Here is a 16260-nt window from a genome sequence, read left to right on the forward strand (position 1 = left end):
ATTAGTAATTTTGCACATCGAATTATGACAAGTTTTTCAGAATATCTACCGTATGCTTTTGCATTAATTATTGCAATTCCTTTTTTGGTTTTGCTAAGACAATTCGTACACACTTATATTACCCTTAAAAATCAGGAGATAAAGCTTCTTTCTGTAAAATCAAATTCCGAAAATAAGACTCATTCATATGAAAGGATGACACTTTTTCTGGAAAGGATAAAGCCTTCTAATATTATTCAGAAGTTTGATAAGAATTTAGCGGTTCATGAGTTTGTATTTCTTACTGAAAAAACAATCAACGAAGAATTCGAGTATAATTCTTCTCAACAGCTTTATTTGACAAAAAATTCGTGGAAAAATATAGTCGATTGTAAGAGTGCAATTATTGATCTTCTTCATAAGACGTATGAAGATTTAAATAATAATCCCGATCTGAACGAATTTAAGACCGTTTTTATTATGAATTATATGAATGATGAAGACTATATTGCAGCTACAATAGAAGACTTAAGGAGAGAAATTTTAATATTAGCATAACTTAAAAAAATAAAATATATATAATGATTCCAAATTTTAAAGCACATCCGTGGCATGGGATTTCTGCAGGGGAAGATGCGCCAAATGTTGTAAATGTATTTGTGGAAATCGTTCCTTCAGATACTATTAAGTATGAAGTTGACAAGGAAACTGGATATTTAAAAGTAGACCGTCCTCAGAAATTTTCAAATATTATTCCTGCTCTATATGGTTTTGTTCCAAGAACATATTGCCATAATGAAGTAATGAAGTTAGCTGTTGAGAGTGGAGCAGATGATGTAACAATGGGAGATCATGACCCATTAGATATTTGTGTATTAAGTTCACACAATATTCATTCAGGAGGAATGCTTATGGAAGCTATTCCAATCGGTGGTTTCAAAATGATTGATGGTGGTGAGGCTGATGATAAAATTGTAGCGGTAATGGTAGGTGACCACGCTTTTGGACATTTCAGAGATATCGCTGAATTACCTGAAGCTGAAGTAAGAAGACTGATGCATTATTTCTTAACATACAAAAACTTACCGGATGAGCCTGCTAAATGTAGAATTCAGGAGGTGTATGGGGTTGAACATGCTAGAAAAGTAATTAAAGCGTCTCAAAAAGATTACGCGGAAAAATTCGGCGGATAATAATTTCTTTCGATAAATAAATAAAGGCAGTTGAGTTTTCAGCTGCCTTTTTTCTTTGCAATAAGGGGAGTTTAAAATGAATAATTTTCATTTTACAGAGTATAATTCATTGTTTGGTGATGATTTTATTTATAATAATATGATTAATTAGGGTTGATTTTACAAAGCATTTGGAAATTTTGTTATATTTATAAAACTAATTACAATTTTTTAATATAAAAATAATAAACTATGAATTTGTTCTATTTGGTTCCGGTTTTTGGTGTTATCGCTCTACTATATACTTTTATACAAAGTAATTGGGTGCAAAAACAGAATGCCGGAAATGAAAAAATGAAAATTATCAGCGGACACATTGCTGACGGTGCTATGGCCTTCTTAAAGGCAGAGTACAAGATCTTAACTTATTTTGTAGTAGTTGTAGCTATTTTATTAGCGATAATGGGGATGAGTAATTCCAATTCACATTGGAGTATTGGGGTAGCCTTTGCTGTAGGCGCTGTCTTTTCTGCTACTGCGGGTTTTATAGGAATGAAGATAGCTACAAAAGCCAATGTAAGAACTGCAGAAGCTGCAAGAACGTCATTATCTAAGGCGTTAAAAGTTTCATTTACAGGAGGTTCTGTGATGGGGATGGGTGTTGCTGGTTTGGCTGTTTTAGGTTTGGGAGCTTTATTTTTAATCATTAAACAGATCTTTGCACCAGATGCAACTGTTGATTCCCATGAAATGGAGAAAACAATAGAGATTCTTACGGGGTTTTCTTTAGGGGCAGAATCTATAGCTTTATTTGCAAGAGTTGGTGGTGGTATTTACACCAAGGCTGCCGATGTTGGTGCTGACTTAGTGGGAAAAGTAGAAGCGGGAATTCCTGAAGATGACCCAAGAAACCCAGCTACGATTGCTGATAACGTGGGGGATAATGTTGGTGATGTTGCGGGGATGGGAGCTGATTTATTTGGTTCATATGTTGCAACGGTATTGGCTACAATGGTATTAGGAAGAGAAACAATTTCGGTTGACTCTTTTGGAGGCTTCGCGCCTATTCTTCTTCCAATGCTTATAGCTGGAACAGGAATCATTTTTTCCATGATAGGAACTTTATTTGTGAGAATCAACGATAACGATGGGGCTTCAACCTCTAGTGTACAAAATGCTTTGAATTTAGGAAACTGGGGAAGTATTGTAATTACTGCAATAGCCTCTTATTTTCTAGTTACCTATATATTACCTGAAACCATGGTATTAAGAGGACACGAGTTTACTAAAATGGGTGTTTTCGGGGCCATCATGGTTGGATTGGTTGTTGGTACGCTGATGAGTATCATTACTGAATTTTATACGGCAATAGGGAAAAGACCTGTTTCCAGTATTGTACGACAATCTTCTACAGGGCATGCAACCAATATAATTGGAGGTCTTGCTGTAGGAATGGAATCTACTTTGCTTCCGATTATTGTTTTGGCGGGAGGTATTTACGGATCTTATTTATGCGCAGGTCTTTATGGAGTTGCTATTGCAGCAGCCGGAATGATGGCAACTACTGCAATGCAGTTAGCCATTGATGCTTTTGGGCCCATTGCTGATAATGCAGGTGGAATTGCTGAAATGAGTGAGCTTCCAAAAGAAGTGCGTGAAAAAACAGATATTCTTGATGCTGTAGGAAATACTACCGCTGCTACAGGAAAAGGATTTGCTATTGCTTCTGCTGCCTTAACTGCCTTAGCTTTATTTGCTGCATTCGTAGGAATTGCAGGAATTGATGGAATAGATATCTACAGAGCTGATGTTTTAGCTGGTTTGTTTGTGGGCGGAATGATTCCTTTTATCTTTTCATCTTTGGCAATTACGGCTGTTGGACAGGCAGCAATGGCTATGGTTGAAGAAGTAAGAAGACAGTTCCGTGAGATCCCTGGAATTCTGGAAGGTACTGCGGAACCAGAATATGAAAAATGTGTTGCTATATCTACAGATGCATCAATCAGAAAAATGATGCTTCCGGGTGCTATTGCTATAATATCTCCATTATTGGTAGGATTTATCTTCGGACCTGAAGTTTTAGGAGGATTTCTGGCTGGAGCTACGGTATGTGGAGTTTTAATGGGAATGTTTCAGAACAATGCTGGTGGAGCTTGGGATAATGCAAAAAAATCATTTGAAAAGGGAGTAGAAATTAACGGACAAACTTATTATAAGGGTTCCGAACCTCATAAAGCATCTGTAACTGGTGATACTGTTGGAGATCCATTTAAAGATACTTCAGGGCCATCGATGAATATCTTGATTAAATTAATGTCTATTGTATCATTGGTCATTGCTCCAACATTGGCAACACTGCATAAAGACAAAATTGAAGCTGAAAGAAAGGCAACAATTGAAACTCTTTTAGGTAAAGTCGGAGCACATTCAGGTATACAAAACATCGGTTCTGCATCTGCTACAGCTGCTGTAGTATCAAACGAGATTAAAGGGCATTTAAATGAAAATGGAGATTTCGTATATGAAACAGGAAATATTCAGGACATAAAGCTTAGCAATGGAAATACTATTTCGATTGGAGAAAACAGCCGTTTGTTTGAAATGTATAATAACATTAAAAATAAAAACCAATCTGTTTTAGATCCTAACAATTGGTATACTGTTGAGAATCTGTATTTCGAGAGTGGTTCTAGTGATTTTAAAGCTGGTTCTGAAGCGCAGCTGAATACTCTGGCGGAATTGCTGAATGCCTTTCCTAATCTAAAAATAAAACTAGGAGGTTATACGGATAATACAGGAAATGAAGATAGTAATAAAAGGTTATCCAATCTGAGAGCACAGACGGCTAAATTGAAGCTATTGGAAATGGGAATCTCTTCAGATAGAGTGGAAGCGGAAGGATATGGCTCTCAATATCCTGTTTGTGAAGCAAATGATACTGATGAATGTAAAGCAAAAAACAGAAGGATTGATGTGAGGGTTCTTTCTCTTTAATTCAAAATAATATTTTTATAAAAGCACCACAATATGTGGTGCTTTTTTTATTGATATCTTATAAGTTCTTTCTTAAATGTTCCATTGCCTGAATGATCACTTCATCTTTTTTAATGAAGCTAAATCTAAGGTAATCAGAGTTTTGTCTCGAGTTGTAAAATGCTGAAAGAGGAAGGCATGCCACTTTTTTTTCAATGGTTAACCATCTTGAGAATTCTACATCGGACATGGTTGAAGAAACTTTTCTGAAATTAACGATCTGAAAAACGCTACCCTCAGATTTATGCTCAACTTCTAATGGAGTGTTCTTAACCAGTTCATTAAAAAGATCCCTTTTTCCCTGTATTAGAATTCTATTTTCGGATGGGTCAAATACTTCTAAATACTTTGCTATGGCATATTGGGCTGGTGCATTGGCACTATAAGAAATATATTGTTGATGACATCTGAATTTAGAGGTTAAATCAGGAGTTGCCAACATGTAGCTGACTTTCCATCCGGAGGTATGAAACATTTTACCAAATGAAAAAATGCAAAATGTTCTTTTCATCAGCTCCGGATGAATAAAAGAACTGTAATGCTCTTTATCATCGTAACAATAGGTGTCATAAATTTCTTCGGAAATTAAATATATTTCCTGATGTTTGATCATATCATATAGTTGATCCCATTCAGTTTGAGACCATATTTTTCCTGTTGGATTCTGCGGAGAATTAACAATAATCGCCTTAGTTTTTTCAGATAAACAATTTTGAAGTTTATCCCAATTTATCGTGAAATCATTGTCAAGATCATAATAAACAGGAATGCCGCCATTAAGGACTACTGATGGGCCATAAGTGTAATAAGAAGGTTGGATGATAATAACTTCATCCCCTTGATTTAAAATGCATTGTAGGGAGGTATGTAAAGCAAAAGTTGCACATGGTACGATCGTGATCTCTTCTTTTTTTAAATGAATAGAGTTTTTACGGTTAAAATTAAACTTTATGATGGATTCTATAAGTAAAGGATTACCGGCAAGTGGCTCATATTGATGATAATTAAGCTCTGCAGATTCTTTAAGATAGTATCTTAATCGGGGATCAATATCAAAATCAGGAAGCCCTAATGACAAGTCAAAACTGTTGTTTTTTGAGGCCAATTCAGACATATCCGTAAAAAATGAATAATGATTAAATCCGAAAATATTTTCCATTTATTGTGCATTTAAATCAAATATAAGGAAAAATGCAATTTGTTATAGATTAAATAAATTTTGTTACTTTTAAGAAAATTATATTATAATGAAAAAGATACTTATTCCTCTTTTTACTGTTGTGATACTATCAAGTTGTGAAACGGCTAAGGTTACTACTAATGGGCAACCTTCTTCAAAAGTATTATCAAAATCTGAAAAAGCATTTCAGTCTGCATATCATGAAATTAAGATTGATGATCTAAAGAAAAATCTATATGTAATTGCTTCAGATGAAATGGAGGGCAGAGATACAGGAAGCCCGGGACAGAAAAAAGCGGGAGAGTATATGGTTAATTTTTATAAAGAGCATGGAATTTCTTTTCCTAAAACCTTAGGGTCTTATTATCAGAAAGTTCCGGCTTCTTTCATGCAACAAAGAGGAGGAAGGAATCTTCCGGATTCAGAGAATATCCTAGCGTTTATTGAAGGTTCAGAAAAGCCCGAAGAAATTGTGGTTATTTCCGGACATTATGACCATGTAGGTACAAAAAATGGAGTCGTATATAATGGAGCAGATGATGATGGTAGTGGAACCGTAGCTGTTATGGAAATTGCTAAAGCTTTTCAAAGTGCTAAAAAAGCAGGTAATGGTCCTAAAAGATCAATTTTATTTCTACATGTAACCGGGGAGGAGCATGGATTATTTGGCTCGGAGTATTATACAGATAACCCTGTTTTTCCACTTGCTCATACAGTCGTAGATCTTAATATTGATATGATTGGAAGAGATGATCCGGAAAACAGAGGAAAAAATTATGTCTATGTTATAGGTTCAGAGATGTTAAGCTCACAACTGAAAGTGATCAACGAGGCTGCTAATAAAAAAACCAGTAATCTGGAACTAAACTACAAATATGATGATCCTAATGATCCGGATAGATTGTATTACAGATCAGATCATTATAATTTTGCAAAGAACAATATACCAGTAGCCTTTTTCTTTGACGGAATCCATGAAGATTACCATAAACCAACTGATGATGTAGAAAAGATTGATTTTAGCTTGCTACAGAAAAGAGCTCAATTGGTATTTGCTACTGCTTGGGAAATTGCAAATAGAACAGAAAGAATTGCGGTTGATAAATAATAAATTGTTATTATATAAGTTTAAAATATTTGCATCGTTTACTTTAAATATTCATGTGTAAATATTTATAATATAATTGATTATATATTTTAATTAAAGTATTGAATTAATAATGAATATTAGAGAAGCAAAGAAAAGTGATATTCAGGAAATGCAGGTAATTAGAAACTCTGTTAAAGAAAATATCCTGTCTGATCCTAATCTTGTTTCGGATAATGATTACAAAGAATTTCTATTTGAAAGAGGTAAAGGCTGGGTCTGCGAAATTGGTAATCAGATGGTAGGCTTTTCAATCGTTGATCTGAAAGAAAATAATATTTGGGCATTATTTGTTCATCCCAATTTTGAGAACATGGGAATCGGACGGGAACTTCAAAATATTATGCTGGACTGGTATTTTGAACAAACCGATAAAAGTGTCTGGTTAGGTACTGCATTTAAAACTAGAGCAGAAGGGTTTTATGAAAAATTTGGCTGGCAAAATATAGGAATGCATGGAACTAAGGAAACTAAATTTGAAATGACTTATAATAACTGGAAAAAAGAAAAACAATGAAATCACCCGTAAAATCTATTCGCCCATTTGTCGGGGCTAAAAATTTTGCTGTCAGTAGAGCATTTTATACCGATCTGGGATTTGAAGAAATTGTTTTAGAAACCAAGTTATCTCTGTTCAAAAAAGGGGATATTGCTTTTTACCTTCAGGACGCCTATGTAAAAGACTGGATTGATAATACCATGATCTTTGTTGAAGTTGACAATGTGGAAGACTACTGGAAAGAACTGGTATTTCTAAATCTAACAGAAAAATATACAGATGCAAAGCTGGTGCCTATCAGGACTATGGATTGGGGAAAAGAGTGTTTCGTGCATGATCCCTCTGGTATTTTATGGCATTTTGGAGAATTTTTCACTCAGTAATTGAATATGATTTACGCTTTTGATACGTATTACTATGAAGAATATGCCAATACAATTTGCCTTGCATTTAAAGATTGGGAAGATGCTGAAGAAACGACAATTTACAGTGAAAAAACAAATATTACGTCTGACTATGAAAGTGGAGCTTTCTACAAAAGGGAACTTCCATGCATATTGAGTCTATTGTCACAAATAGATCTTAAAGAAGGAGATATTCTTTTGGTGGATGGTTATGTAACTTTAAATGATGAAGGAAAAATAGGGCTAGGTGGTTATTTACACCAAACCTTAGAAGAAAAATATCCTGTAGTTGGAATTGCAAAAAATGAGTTTTCAACTCCAGATTCTCAAAGGAGAAAAATCTATAGGGGTGAGAGTAAGACACCATTATTTCTTACATCAAAAGGAATGGATGTGGATCTTTTAAAAACCAAAATAGAACAAATGCATGGATCGTACAGAATACCAACATTACTTAAAAAATTAGATCAATTAACAAGGATTGAATAATCTAATCTATTTCTAAGAAATCGGTGATTGTAATTATTCATCTGATTTTTTATGATATCAGCATATTACAAAAGAATAGGAAACAGAAATAAAGTTCTGCTTCCTATTCTTTATTTAGATAAACAATTGATTGCTAAATGATTAATATGGAATGCTGCCTTTTCGCAGTTTGAGAACAATATTTTGTATTCCCGGTAGAAATATTAAAATAACGATTACAACCAGTAATCCAACCAGCATCACATCATAATAATCTTTCGTTGAATGTATCAATATCTGTTCTTTTATAAAGTAGTTCAGATAGGCATTTGAAGCTCCTTTTGAAGTGTATATATCATTACCTGCATTCAAATAGGCCTGTTGTATATTTTGTAAAGTGAGTGATAGCTGAGGATTGATTTCTGTTATTGATTCTCGGACTTTATCGTTTGCTTCAGATCTGGTGTATAATTGCGTGTAATTGTTTACAGCCATACTGGTGCTAAATCCTAAGAACCGTGCAAATATACCAACCATGGAAGCATTGAAAGCAACTTTAGGGGGTGCAGAGGAAGCCATAAAAGACACAATGGGAACAAATAATACCCCCGTAGAAACTCCATAGATAAACAACGGAAGAATAAAATCTTTAGTTTCACCTGTTGAAGATACAAAATGTAGCATGTAAAAATAATAACAAGCCATAATGATAAACCCTGTTATAATAATCCTTATTAAGGAAACTCCCATTAAGATAAAACGGGCTGTAACAAACATACTTACGGCTGTACCCAGGATTACAGCTAGCCAAATAGGGATGATATGAAGCGGATCGGTTCCCAGTACGACCTCTATATACCCGTATGTAAGTCCGGTTGTTCCCTTAAATATGTAAAAAACAAAAAGTAATAATAAGCCTATTATAAAGTTTTTAGCTTTAAAAATCTGTAAATTAATTATTGGATGTCTCAACCTTTTTTCTCTGGCAATGAAAAGAAATAACAGAATAATAAAGAATATGGTCAAAAGAACAATAAGCGTACTATCAAACCAATTGAGTTGCTGACCATATATCAAAATATATCCAGCAACAGAAGAAAAAGTAAGATAGTATAAATATCCGATCCAGTCCACTTTGTAGAGGGGCATCTTTTTATGAAACCTTGCTTTTGAATTCATTGTTATTAAAATCACAAATAACAAAGCAACCAGCATCACGATCAGTCCGAAAAATAACCAGTTAAAGTCTGATACATCAAGTAGAACACTACTATAAATTGCATAAACGGGCACTGCTATTTGTATGGCTCCATAGAAAATACTATAACCTATTACTCTTGCTCTTGTAGACTGCAAACGGGAGAATACCATATTGAGGACGATGCTGCAAATGAGGGCACAGGCAATTCCCTGAACGAGTCCGCAGATCAGAAAAACACCCCAGTTTTTAGAATAAAAGCATATTAATGAACTCACTGAATTTACAGTAAGTCCTATAATCAGATACTTTCGGGGGGCAAAATATTTGGTGATACGAAAATCCAGAGCTAAAAATGTTACAGCTGATGCATAGGTTAGTACCATGGCATATTGTACATCAGAAGGTTGAACTCCGTAATAACCTGCCATGCTCATGGGTCTTCCATATAAGGCAAAATTGAAGAGTGAAGTCATCAATACTGCAAAAATTACGCTTCTGGCCAGCCATTCGGGTATCCAACTTTTAAATATAGGTATGTTGTGGGCTTGCATTGGATCTAATCTTTATTGATGTACACATTAGCATTCATTCCTGCTGACAGGTTAGCAAGTTTTTCTTTACTTTCTGTAAGTTTAATTCTCACCGGAATTCGTTGTATAACTTTGACAAAATTTCCTGTTGCATTATCTGGTGGCAGAAGCGAATAGCGTGAGCCTGTTGTAGGAGAAAGAGATTCTATGGTGCCTGAGAATGTTTCATCAGGAAAGGCGTCTACTTCTATATTTACTTTTTGCCCAATCCTGAATGTTTTGATTTGAGTCTCTTTAAAATTGGCTGTCACCCATTTCTCCTGTGATTTGTTTACAAGAAAAGCCAGAGTTTGTCCAGGCTGGATCAATTGCCCCTCCTGAATGGTTTTTTTGCCTATCTTACCGTCAAATGGTGCGATGATCACCGTATATCTTATATCAAGATCCTGTCTTTCTATTGATGCTTCTTTTACTTTTATTTCCGCATTGATGGCTAAACGCTGTGCTTTAATATCATTAAGTTTTGATTCTGCTGCACGAAGTGCTGCAAGTGTTTCATCATAGTCGGATCTATTAGTGAGTAACGAGGTATGCACATTGTCAAATTTTTGTAGGGTAGTTGATTCATCAGCCAGAAGGTTCTTATAGCGGTCGTACTCTTTTTGCTGCTGATCCAGTTTGGCTTTAATTCCCAGAATATGGGCTTTGATGACATCTATATTTCTACTCTGGGTTTCTTCACTTGCGCTTAAGATTGGAAGTTTGGCTTGGGATGTAGCTAATTCGGCTAAAGCTGTTTCTTTTTTTAAATCATATTCATCCCGCTCAATAAGCACAAGAGTATCTCCTTTATGAACCTCCTGATTGTCCTGATAATAAATCTTGCTGATATATCCACCCACTTTCACATTTACAGGTGATAAATAAGCTTCTATCTGTGCATCATTGGTTTGTTCACACCAATATCCTTTCCAAAAGTGAAGCACTGTCCAAATGATAATTGCAATTAATAATAATATTCCTAACCATTGTGTTGCTGCCACTACAATGTGATCTGTTTTATTTTTATTCATAATTTTATTTTAAAGTATTCCTGTGATAATCAATAGTTTTATATGACTTAGTCTTAAATTTACCTGTGCAGATGTAAGATTGAATTTTGCCTGTAGTAAAATATTTTCAGCATCTAAAAGATCTGTCAGAAGAGACTGCTGATTGAGATAACTATTTCGTATTACCCTTACACTTTCTGTACTTTGCCTGATGGTAAGTTCTGCTGTTTGTACGCTTTCGCTGGCTTGCTGTCTTTCGAGAAAAGCTTCTTTGACTTTAATTGATATTTCATCCCGCTTCATATCATTTTTCTCAATTTCCTGCTTATTCAAATTATATGCGTGAGCTACAGAATGTTTACTCTTGTAAAGATTATCAATAGAGTAGGTCATTTTTAATCCTATTTGTCCAAACCCCCAGATATCATTGGAATATGGATAGAATGAAATTTGGGGGTAGGTATAGTTATATTTGGAGTATAAAGAAACTTTGGGTAATAGGTTTGCTTTTACCTGTTTAATATTAAGCTCACTTAATGTAAGATTACTGTTAACGATCTTAAGATCAGGTGAATTGTTGAGTGCCGCCGCAAGATAATCTTCATAGTTTGATCCTTGTAGATCGCTAGGTTCTAAAATATCTTCTGAAGAAATTTCCAATGGTTCTGCGCTTCCTCTTCCCATCAGGATGTTGATGCGTTGTTTGGTAAGATCAATTTTCTTTTTTACATCAGAATAACTAAGCTCCAATTGTGACAGTTTAACAGAAATCCTTAATACATCACTTTTCAGTACAATACCATTTCGATTAAGACTTTCGATGGTAGAAAGCTGCTTTTTTTCTGTTGAAATCTCTGTTGAAATCAAGGATTCAAATTCCTGGAATTTGTATAGATCATAGTAAGAAGCGGCAATCATGTATTTAACATTATCTTTCTGTAGTTCAAACTCATACTGTTTACGTGTTTTCTCTTCTTTTTTGATTTCAATATTTCTTTTTTCCTTTCCTCCGTTATAAAGATTATAGTCTATATTGTAGCCCAATCCGTAGCCATAATCTTTTATTGGAACACTTTGAGGTGAAGAAAACAATCCGTTTTCATAAAGAAGAAACTTAGAGTTGATACGAAAGTCTCCTACCACTGATAATTCCGGTAACAATTTATCCTTTGCTTCTAAAATACCAATTTCACTTTCTTCATTACTCAGGCTGGCAAGCTTCAGCTGTTTATTTTGTGACTCGGATATATTCCAGATTTCATTCAGCGTTAATGTAGGTGGGTTGTACTGTGTTTGTGCCTTTATACCTACTGAAATTACAAGGTATAGAAGTATGATATATCTTTTCATTTTTAAGATTACAATTTTATACAGGCAAAATTATTGCGTAATAAAATGAGTCTTTTTATAATATTAGCCTTATTTTTGTTTATTCTGGCCAAAGAGTTTTAGCTCATCCTTTATTGATAGGTTATTATCAAGGATCGCGGTTTTGTAATTATTAAGCAATTCATACCCATGAATAACATAAAAGAAGTAAGAGAAAAAGTTGATGCCCATCCTGTATCGATATTGGTAATCAGGCAGCAGTGGGAGCAGAGGCTTCCTATGCACAGACACCAGAAAGGGCAGCTATTATTGGTTATTGGTGGGATGGCAAAATTAAGGACCAAAGAAAAGGATCTTTATATTCCACTCAATCACTATATCTGGATGCCGAAAATGTATTCGCATAATTTGATGTTCAATTCTAAAGATCTTGATATCATCAATATTTATTTTCCGGAAGAAGAAAAGTTCAAGCACCCATTTTATGATGATCTGGGGATATATCCGGTTAGTAATTTACTTTCTGAGCTTTTAAATTTTGGACAACATTGGAATGGTGATTTCTTTCCCGATTCGTGGGAATATGAGTTTCTACTGACAATGAAACATCTGCTTCCTAAAGAGAATTTAAAAAAATTTACGATACAGCTCCCCACCACCAATGATGAGCGTCTCACTGAGATAATTAAATTTATTAAGAACAATCTGGAAAATCCACTGACATTAGAAGAGGTAGCTCATCAATTTGGGTTTAGTGTAAGAAGTCTGACACGCGCTTTTACTGGCAAACTTGGAATTTCGTTCATTCAGTATGTAAAAATGTTGCGGATTATCCGTGCAATGGAACTGCTTAAAGACACCAATTTGACTATGAGTGAGATTGCTTATGAAATCGGTTATTCTAACATCTCTGCATTTAGCAATACATTTCAACAATTAACGAATATGAGGCCTACAGAGTTTAAATCCATGCTCTAAACGATAATAAACAATCTAACTTAGAATGATATTTCAGGCCTTTACTGATTGTAAATACGGTTAAGCATTTTGCTTTTTATTGAGATTTAATTAAAAAAAAGATAAAATATTTTTTTAATTGAAAAAAGTTTATACATTTGTCAGATCAAAAAATAGAAATGAATAGAACATTCAACAATATTATTACTATCGTTATTGTCATTATCGGATTCCGGTGATGAGCGATGGTATTGTTGAAACTCTATAAAAATATTAGAAAGCCATCCTCATCCGGATGGCTTTTTTTATGCCCAAATTTTAAAATTAATCTAAAAACAGAAATATGTATTACAACGAAAAAATGACAGTCAACAGCATTGGACAATTTGTGAAATCTTCCTTTGAATGTTCAAATACAAAAGGATTGCCGATTTTATAATTGCAGATATGAAGTCTTTCTATAATTCTGCTATTGTAGAATTAGCTAGTTTAAATATTTGATTATTAGTGTTTTATATTTGTTTTTTCATTATTTGAATATTGTAGTTTTAAATAAAATATGAAAGATAGAAAATATACAAGCCTTAGTTTTGAATCAAAATTAGAAAGAACTTCATGTATTGCTTTTGGAATCGGGATAGGTTAAATAAATTTTGCTGATCAATATTTAGCCTCAACCGATAAGAATAGCTTTTTTTATGTCTAAACTTAAAAATAATTTAAAAAATAAATATGTATTACAACGAGAAAACGATGCTTTATTATGACGGAAAGTTCCAGGAAGCTTCTACAGCTTCAACGGGTCTTTACGGACAATCACTTCATTATGGATATGCTGTATTTGAGGGAATTAAATCTTATAAGACAAAGAACGGGACGAAAATTTTTAAAGCAAAAGAACATTATGATCGTTTGAAAAGATCAGCTGAACTGATGATGATCCCTTTCGAATATTCCACTGAGGAGATGATTGATTTGACGTATAAGCTTTTAGAAATGAATAATTTAAGTAATGCATACATCAGACCGTTAATAATCTGCTCCCCTAACATGAGCTTATCAAAAGGAAACAAAAGTTCTTTAGTGATAGAAGCCTGGAGCTGGGATAATGGATATTTATCCGATCACGCAAGAATTATGACTTCATCTTTTGAACGCCCTAATCCTAAGGCTTTTAAAATAGAAGCGAAAGCAAGCGGACATTATGTAAATTCTATTCTTGCTTCTCAGGAAGCTAAAGATAAGGGATTTGATGAAGCTATGCTTTTAGATGGAAATGGGAACGTAGCTGAAAGTTCAGGGGCAAATATTTTTTACGAGAAAGATTCAAAATTATATACTCCGGCAAAAGGAAGTATTCTGCCGGGGATCACGAGATCTACGGTATTTGAGATATGCGATCAGTTAGGGATATATTATGAGGAGAAATTCTTTAAACCTGAAGAAATGGAAGGAGCAGATGCCGGATTCTTCTGTGGAACTGCGGCGGAAGTAGTGGCACTAGAGTCCTTGAATAATATTCCATTTCAATTAAAATGGGAAAATAGTGTGTCTGCAATGATTCAAAAGGCGTACAGGCACTTGGTTCTTGATGAAGATTATACCTATTTAAAACAGGAACAGTATGTGTGAAACGCTTAATAAATATTCCAGAGTTCTTACCCAGGATCCTACACAACCGGCTACTCAGGCTATGTTTTATGGTATAGGTTTTAAAAAGGAAGATTTTGAAAAAGCTCAGATAGGAGTAGCAAGTATGGGTTATGATGGTAACACCTGTAATATGCATCTAAACGGACTTGCTGAGCTGGTTAAAAAGGGAGTCAACGAACAAAACCTTGTAGGATTGATGTTCCATACCATTGGAATCAGTGACGGAATGACGAATGGTACAGATGGAATGCGTTATTCTCTTGTAAGCAGGGATATCATCGCTGATAGTATTGAAACAGTATGTGCAGGACAATATTATGACGGATTGATCACCGTGCCCGGATGTGATAAAAATATGCCGGGATCTCTGATGGCAATGGCAAGATTAAACAGACCGTCTATTATGGTGTATGGCGGAAGTATAGAAGCCGGACATTATAAAGGGAATGATCTTAACATTGTTTCTGCCTTTGAAGCCCTGGGAAATAAAATAGCAGGAAAACTTTCTGACGAAGATTACGACGGAATTATCAAAAATTCCTGTCCTAGTGCTGGTGCCTGTGGCGGAATGTACACTGCCAATACAATGGCTTCTGCTATTGAAGCATTAGGGATGAGCCTCCCTTATTCATCTTCTTATCCGGCATTAAGTAAGGAGAAAAAAGAAGAATGTGAGTTTGCGGGACATTATGTAAGAATATTATTGGAAAAAGATATCAAACCTTCAGATATCATGACTCCTAAAGCCTTCGAAAATGCATTAAGGATCATTATGGTTCTGGGGGGAAGTACCAATGCCGTTCTCCATTTTATTGCCATAGCAAAAAGTATCGGACATAATTTAGGCCTTGATGATTTTCAGAAAATAAGTGATACGACGCCCTTATTAGCCGATTTGAAACCGAGTGGAAAATATCTGATGAAAGACCTTCATCAGGTAGGCGGAGTACCGGCAGTAATGAAATATCTCTTGGACCTTGGTCTTCTTCATGGAGACTGTCTTACGGTAACCGGAAAAACGATCGCTGAAAACCTTAGAAATGTCACATCGATTATTGAACGTGAGCAGGATATTATACGTGATATCAATAATCCTATCAAAAAAACTGGTCATATCCGGATCATGTACGGCAACCTTGCTGAAAGAGGATGTGTTGCTAAAATTACCGGAAAGGAAGGGGATTTCTTTAAGGGAAAAGCAAGGGTTTTTGATGGTGAGAAAGAATTTATCAAAGGTATTGAAGATAAAATAATACAGGAAGGTGATGTGATCGTCATCAAGAATGAAGGTCCGAAAGGAGCGCCCGGAATGCCGGAAATGCTAAAACCAACTTCTGCATTAATGGGTTCTGGATTAGGAAAGAACGTAGCCTTAATTACTGATGGACGCTTTTCAGGAGGAACGCATGGTTTTGTAGTAGGGCATATTACTCCTGAAGCCTTTGAAGGCGGTTTAATTGGTTTGGTAAAAGATAATGATATCATCGAGCTTGATGCCGTGAAAAATACCATTAACCTTGTGATATCAGACAAAGAATTACAGGAAAGAAAATCCAGTTTTAAACAACCGGATTATAAAGTAAAAACAGGTGTTCTATACAAGTATGCAAAACTGGTATCAGATGCTTCTCAAGGATGTATAACAGACTTTTAAAT

Annotated in this window: 14 protein-coding genes; 10 read left to right on the forward strand and 4 right to left on the reverse strand. The window is 34.8% G+C overall.

Features of this window, described 5'->3' with window-relative positions:
* The first annotated feature begins 24 nt into the window (after positions 1 to 24).
* The 3 genes from NG806_RS03970 (at position 25) to NG806_RS03980 (ending at position 4145) form a co-directional block, all read left to right on the forward strand.
* Positions 25 to 537 carry a DUF7935 family protein gene (locus tag NG806_RS03970; protein WP_261512047.1) on the forward strand — a complete coding sequence of 171 codons (513 nt, stop codon included), beginning with the start codon at positions 25 to 27 and terminating at the stop codon, positions 535 to 537.
* 23 nt (positions 538 to 560) lie between these two features.
* Positions 561 to 1172, forward strand: coding sequence for an inorganic pyrophosphatase (locus tag NG806_RS03975; protein ID WP_172283200.1), 612 nt, complete (start codon positions 561 to 563; stop codon positions 1170 to 1172).
* Positions 1173 to 1403: 231 nt separating this feature from the next.
* Complete coding sequence (locus tag NG806_RS03980; RefSeq protein WP_214825476.1) at positions 1404 to 4145, forward strand: sodium-translocating pyrophosphatase; 2742 nt, start codon at positions 1404 to 1406, stop codon at positions 4143 to 4145.
* Positions 4146 to 4203: 58 nt separating this feature from the next.
* Here NG806_RS03980 and NG806_RS03985 read toward each other — a convergent pair whose 3' ends face one another.
* Positions 4204 to 5343 (reverse strand): aminotransferase class I/II-fold pyridoxal phosphate-dependent enzyme, encoded by a 1140-nt coding sequence (locus tag NG806_RS03985; protein WP_214825475.1) that lies wholly within the window; start codon positions 5341 to 5343, stop codon positions 4204 to 4206.
* An 88-nt stretch (positions 5344 to 5431) separates the two neighbouring features.
* Between NG806_RS03985 and NG806_RS03990 the strand changes: the two genes are divergently transcribed.
* From NG806_RS03990 to NG806_RS04005, 4 genes are all read left to right on the forward strand, one after another.
* A complete protein-coding gene (locus NG806_RS03990; RefSeq protein ID WP_261512049.1) occupies positions 5432 to 6472 on the forward strand; it encodes a M28 family metallopeptidase in 1041 nt (346 codons plus the stop codon).
* Positions 6473 to 6584: 112 nt separating this feature from the next.
* On the forward strand, positions 6585 to 7028 hold the full coding sequence (locus NG806_RS03995; RefSeq protein WP_214825473.1) for a GNAT family N-acetyltransferase: 444 nt from the start codon (positions 6585 to 6587) through the stop codon (positions 7026 to 7028).
* The gene (locus NG806_RS04000) at positions 7025 to 7393 is read left to right on the forward strand and encodes a VOC family protein (RefSeq protein WP_214825472.1); all 369 of its coding nucleotides are present in this window, start codon (positions 7025 to 7027) and stop codon (positions 7391 to 7393) included. Before NG806_RS03995 ends, NG806_RS04000 begins: the two co-directional genes overlap by 4 nt.
* 6 nt (positions 7394 to 7399) lie before the next feature.
* Positions 7400 to 7903: an endonuclease V gene (locus tag NG806_RS04005; RefSeq protein ID WP_261512050.1), complete on the forward strand. Its 504-nt coding sequence runs from the start codon at positions 7400 to 7402 to the stop codon at positions 7901 to 7903.
* Positions 7904 to 8044: 141 nt separating this feature from the next.
* Here NG806_RS04005 and NG806_RS04010 read toward each other — a convergent pair whose 3' ends face one another.
* From NG806_RS04010 to NG806_RS04020, 3 genes are read right to left on the reverse strand one after another with little or no spacing between them, the layout of a single operon-like run.
* Positions 8045 to 9634 carry an MFS transporter gene (locus NG806_RS04010; RefSeq protein WP_261512051.1) on the reverse strand — a complete coding sequence of 530 codons (1590 nt, stop codon included), beginning with the start codon at positions 9632 to 9634 and terminating at the stop codon, positions 8045 to 8047.
* A gap of 5 nt (positions 9635 to 9639) precedes the next feature.
* A complete protein-coding gene (locus tag NG806_RS04015; protein ID WP_261512052.1) occupies positions 9640 to 10686 on the reverse strand; it encodes an HlyD family secretion protein in 1047 nt (348 codons plus the stop codon).
* A 9-nt stretch (positions 10687 to 10695) separates the two neighbouring features.
* Positions 10696 to 12015, reverse strand: a complete 1320-nt coding sequence (locus NG806_RS04020; protein WP_261512054.1) for a TolC family protein — start codon at positions 12013 to 12015, stop codon at positions 10696 to 10698.
* Positions 12016 to 12183: 168 nt separating this feature from the next.
* On the opposite strand from NG806_RS04020, the gene NG806_RS04025 reads away from it, so the two are divergent.
* The 3 genes from NG806_RS04025 to ilvD all read left to right on the forward strand — a co-directional run bounded on the left by NG806_RS04025 (position 12184) and on the right by ilvD (position 16258).
* Positions 12184 to 12972: a helix-turn-helix transcriptional regulator gene (locus NG806_RS04025; protein ID WP_261512055.1), complete on the forward strand. Its 789-nt coding sequence runs from the start codon at positions 12184 to 12186 to the stop codon at positions 12970 to 12972.
* 711 nt (positions 12973 to 13683) lie between these two features.
* Positions 13684 to 14583, forward strand: a complete 900-nt coding sequence (gene ilvE, locus NG806_RS04030) for a branched-chain-amino-acid transaminase (protein WP_214825459.1) — start codon at positions 13684 to 13686, stop codon at positions 14581 to 14583.
* A complete protein-coding gene (gene ilvD / locus NG806_RS04035; protein WP_214825457.1) occupies positions 14576 to 16258 on the forward strand; it encodes a dihydroxy-acid dehydratase in 1683 nt (560 codons plus the stop codon). The genes ilvE and ilvD overlap by 8 nt, the downstream gene beginning before the upstream one ends.
* Positions 16259 to 16260: the final 2 nt, after the last annotated feature.

This window comes from Chryseobacterium paludis, from assembly GCF_025403485.1.
GTDB classification, from domain to species: domain Bacteria; phylum Bacteroidota; class Bacteroidia; order Flavobacteriales; family Weeksellaceae; genus Chryseobacterium; species Chryseobacterium paludis.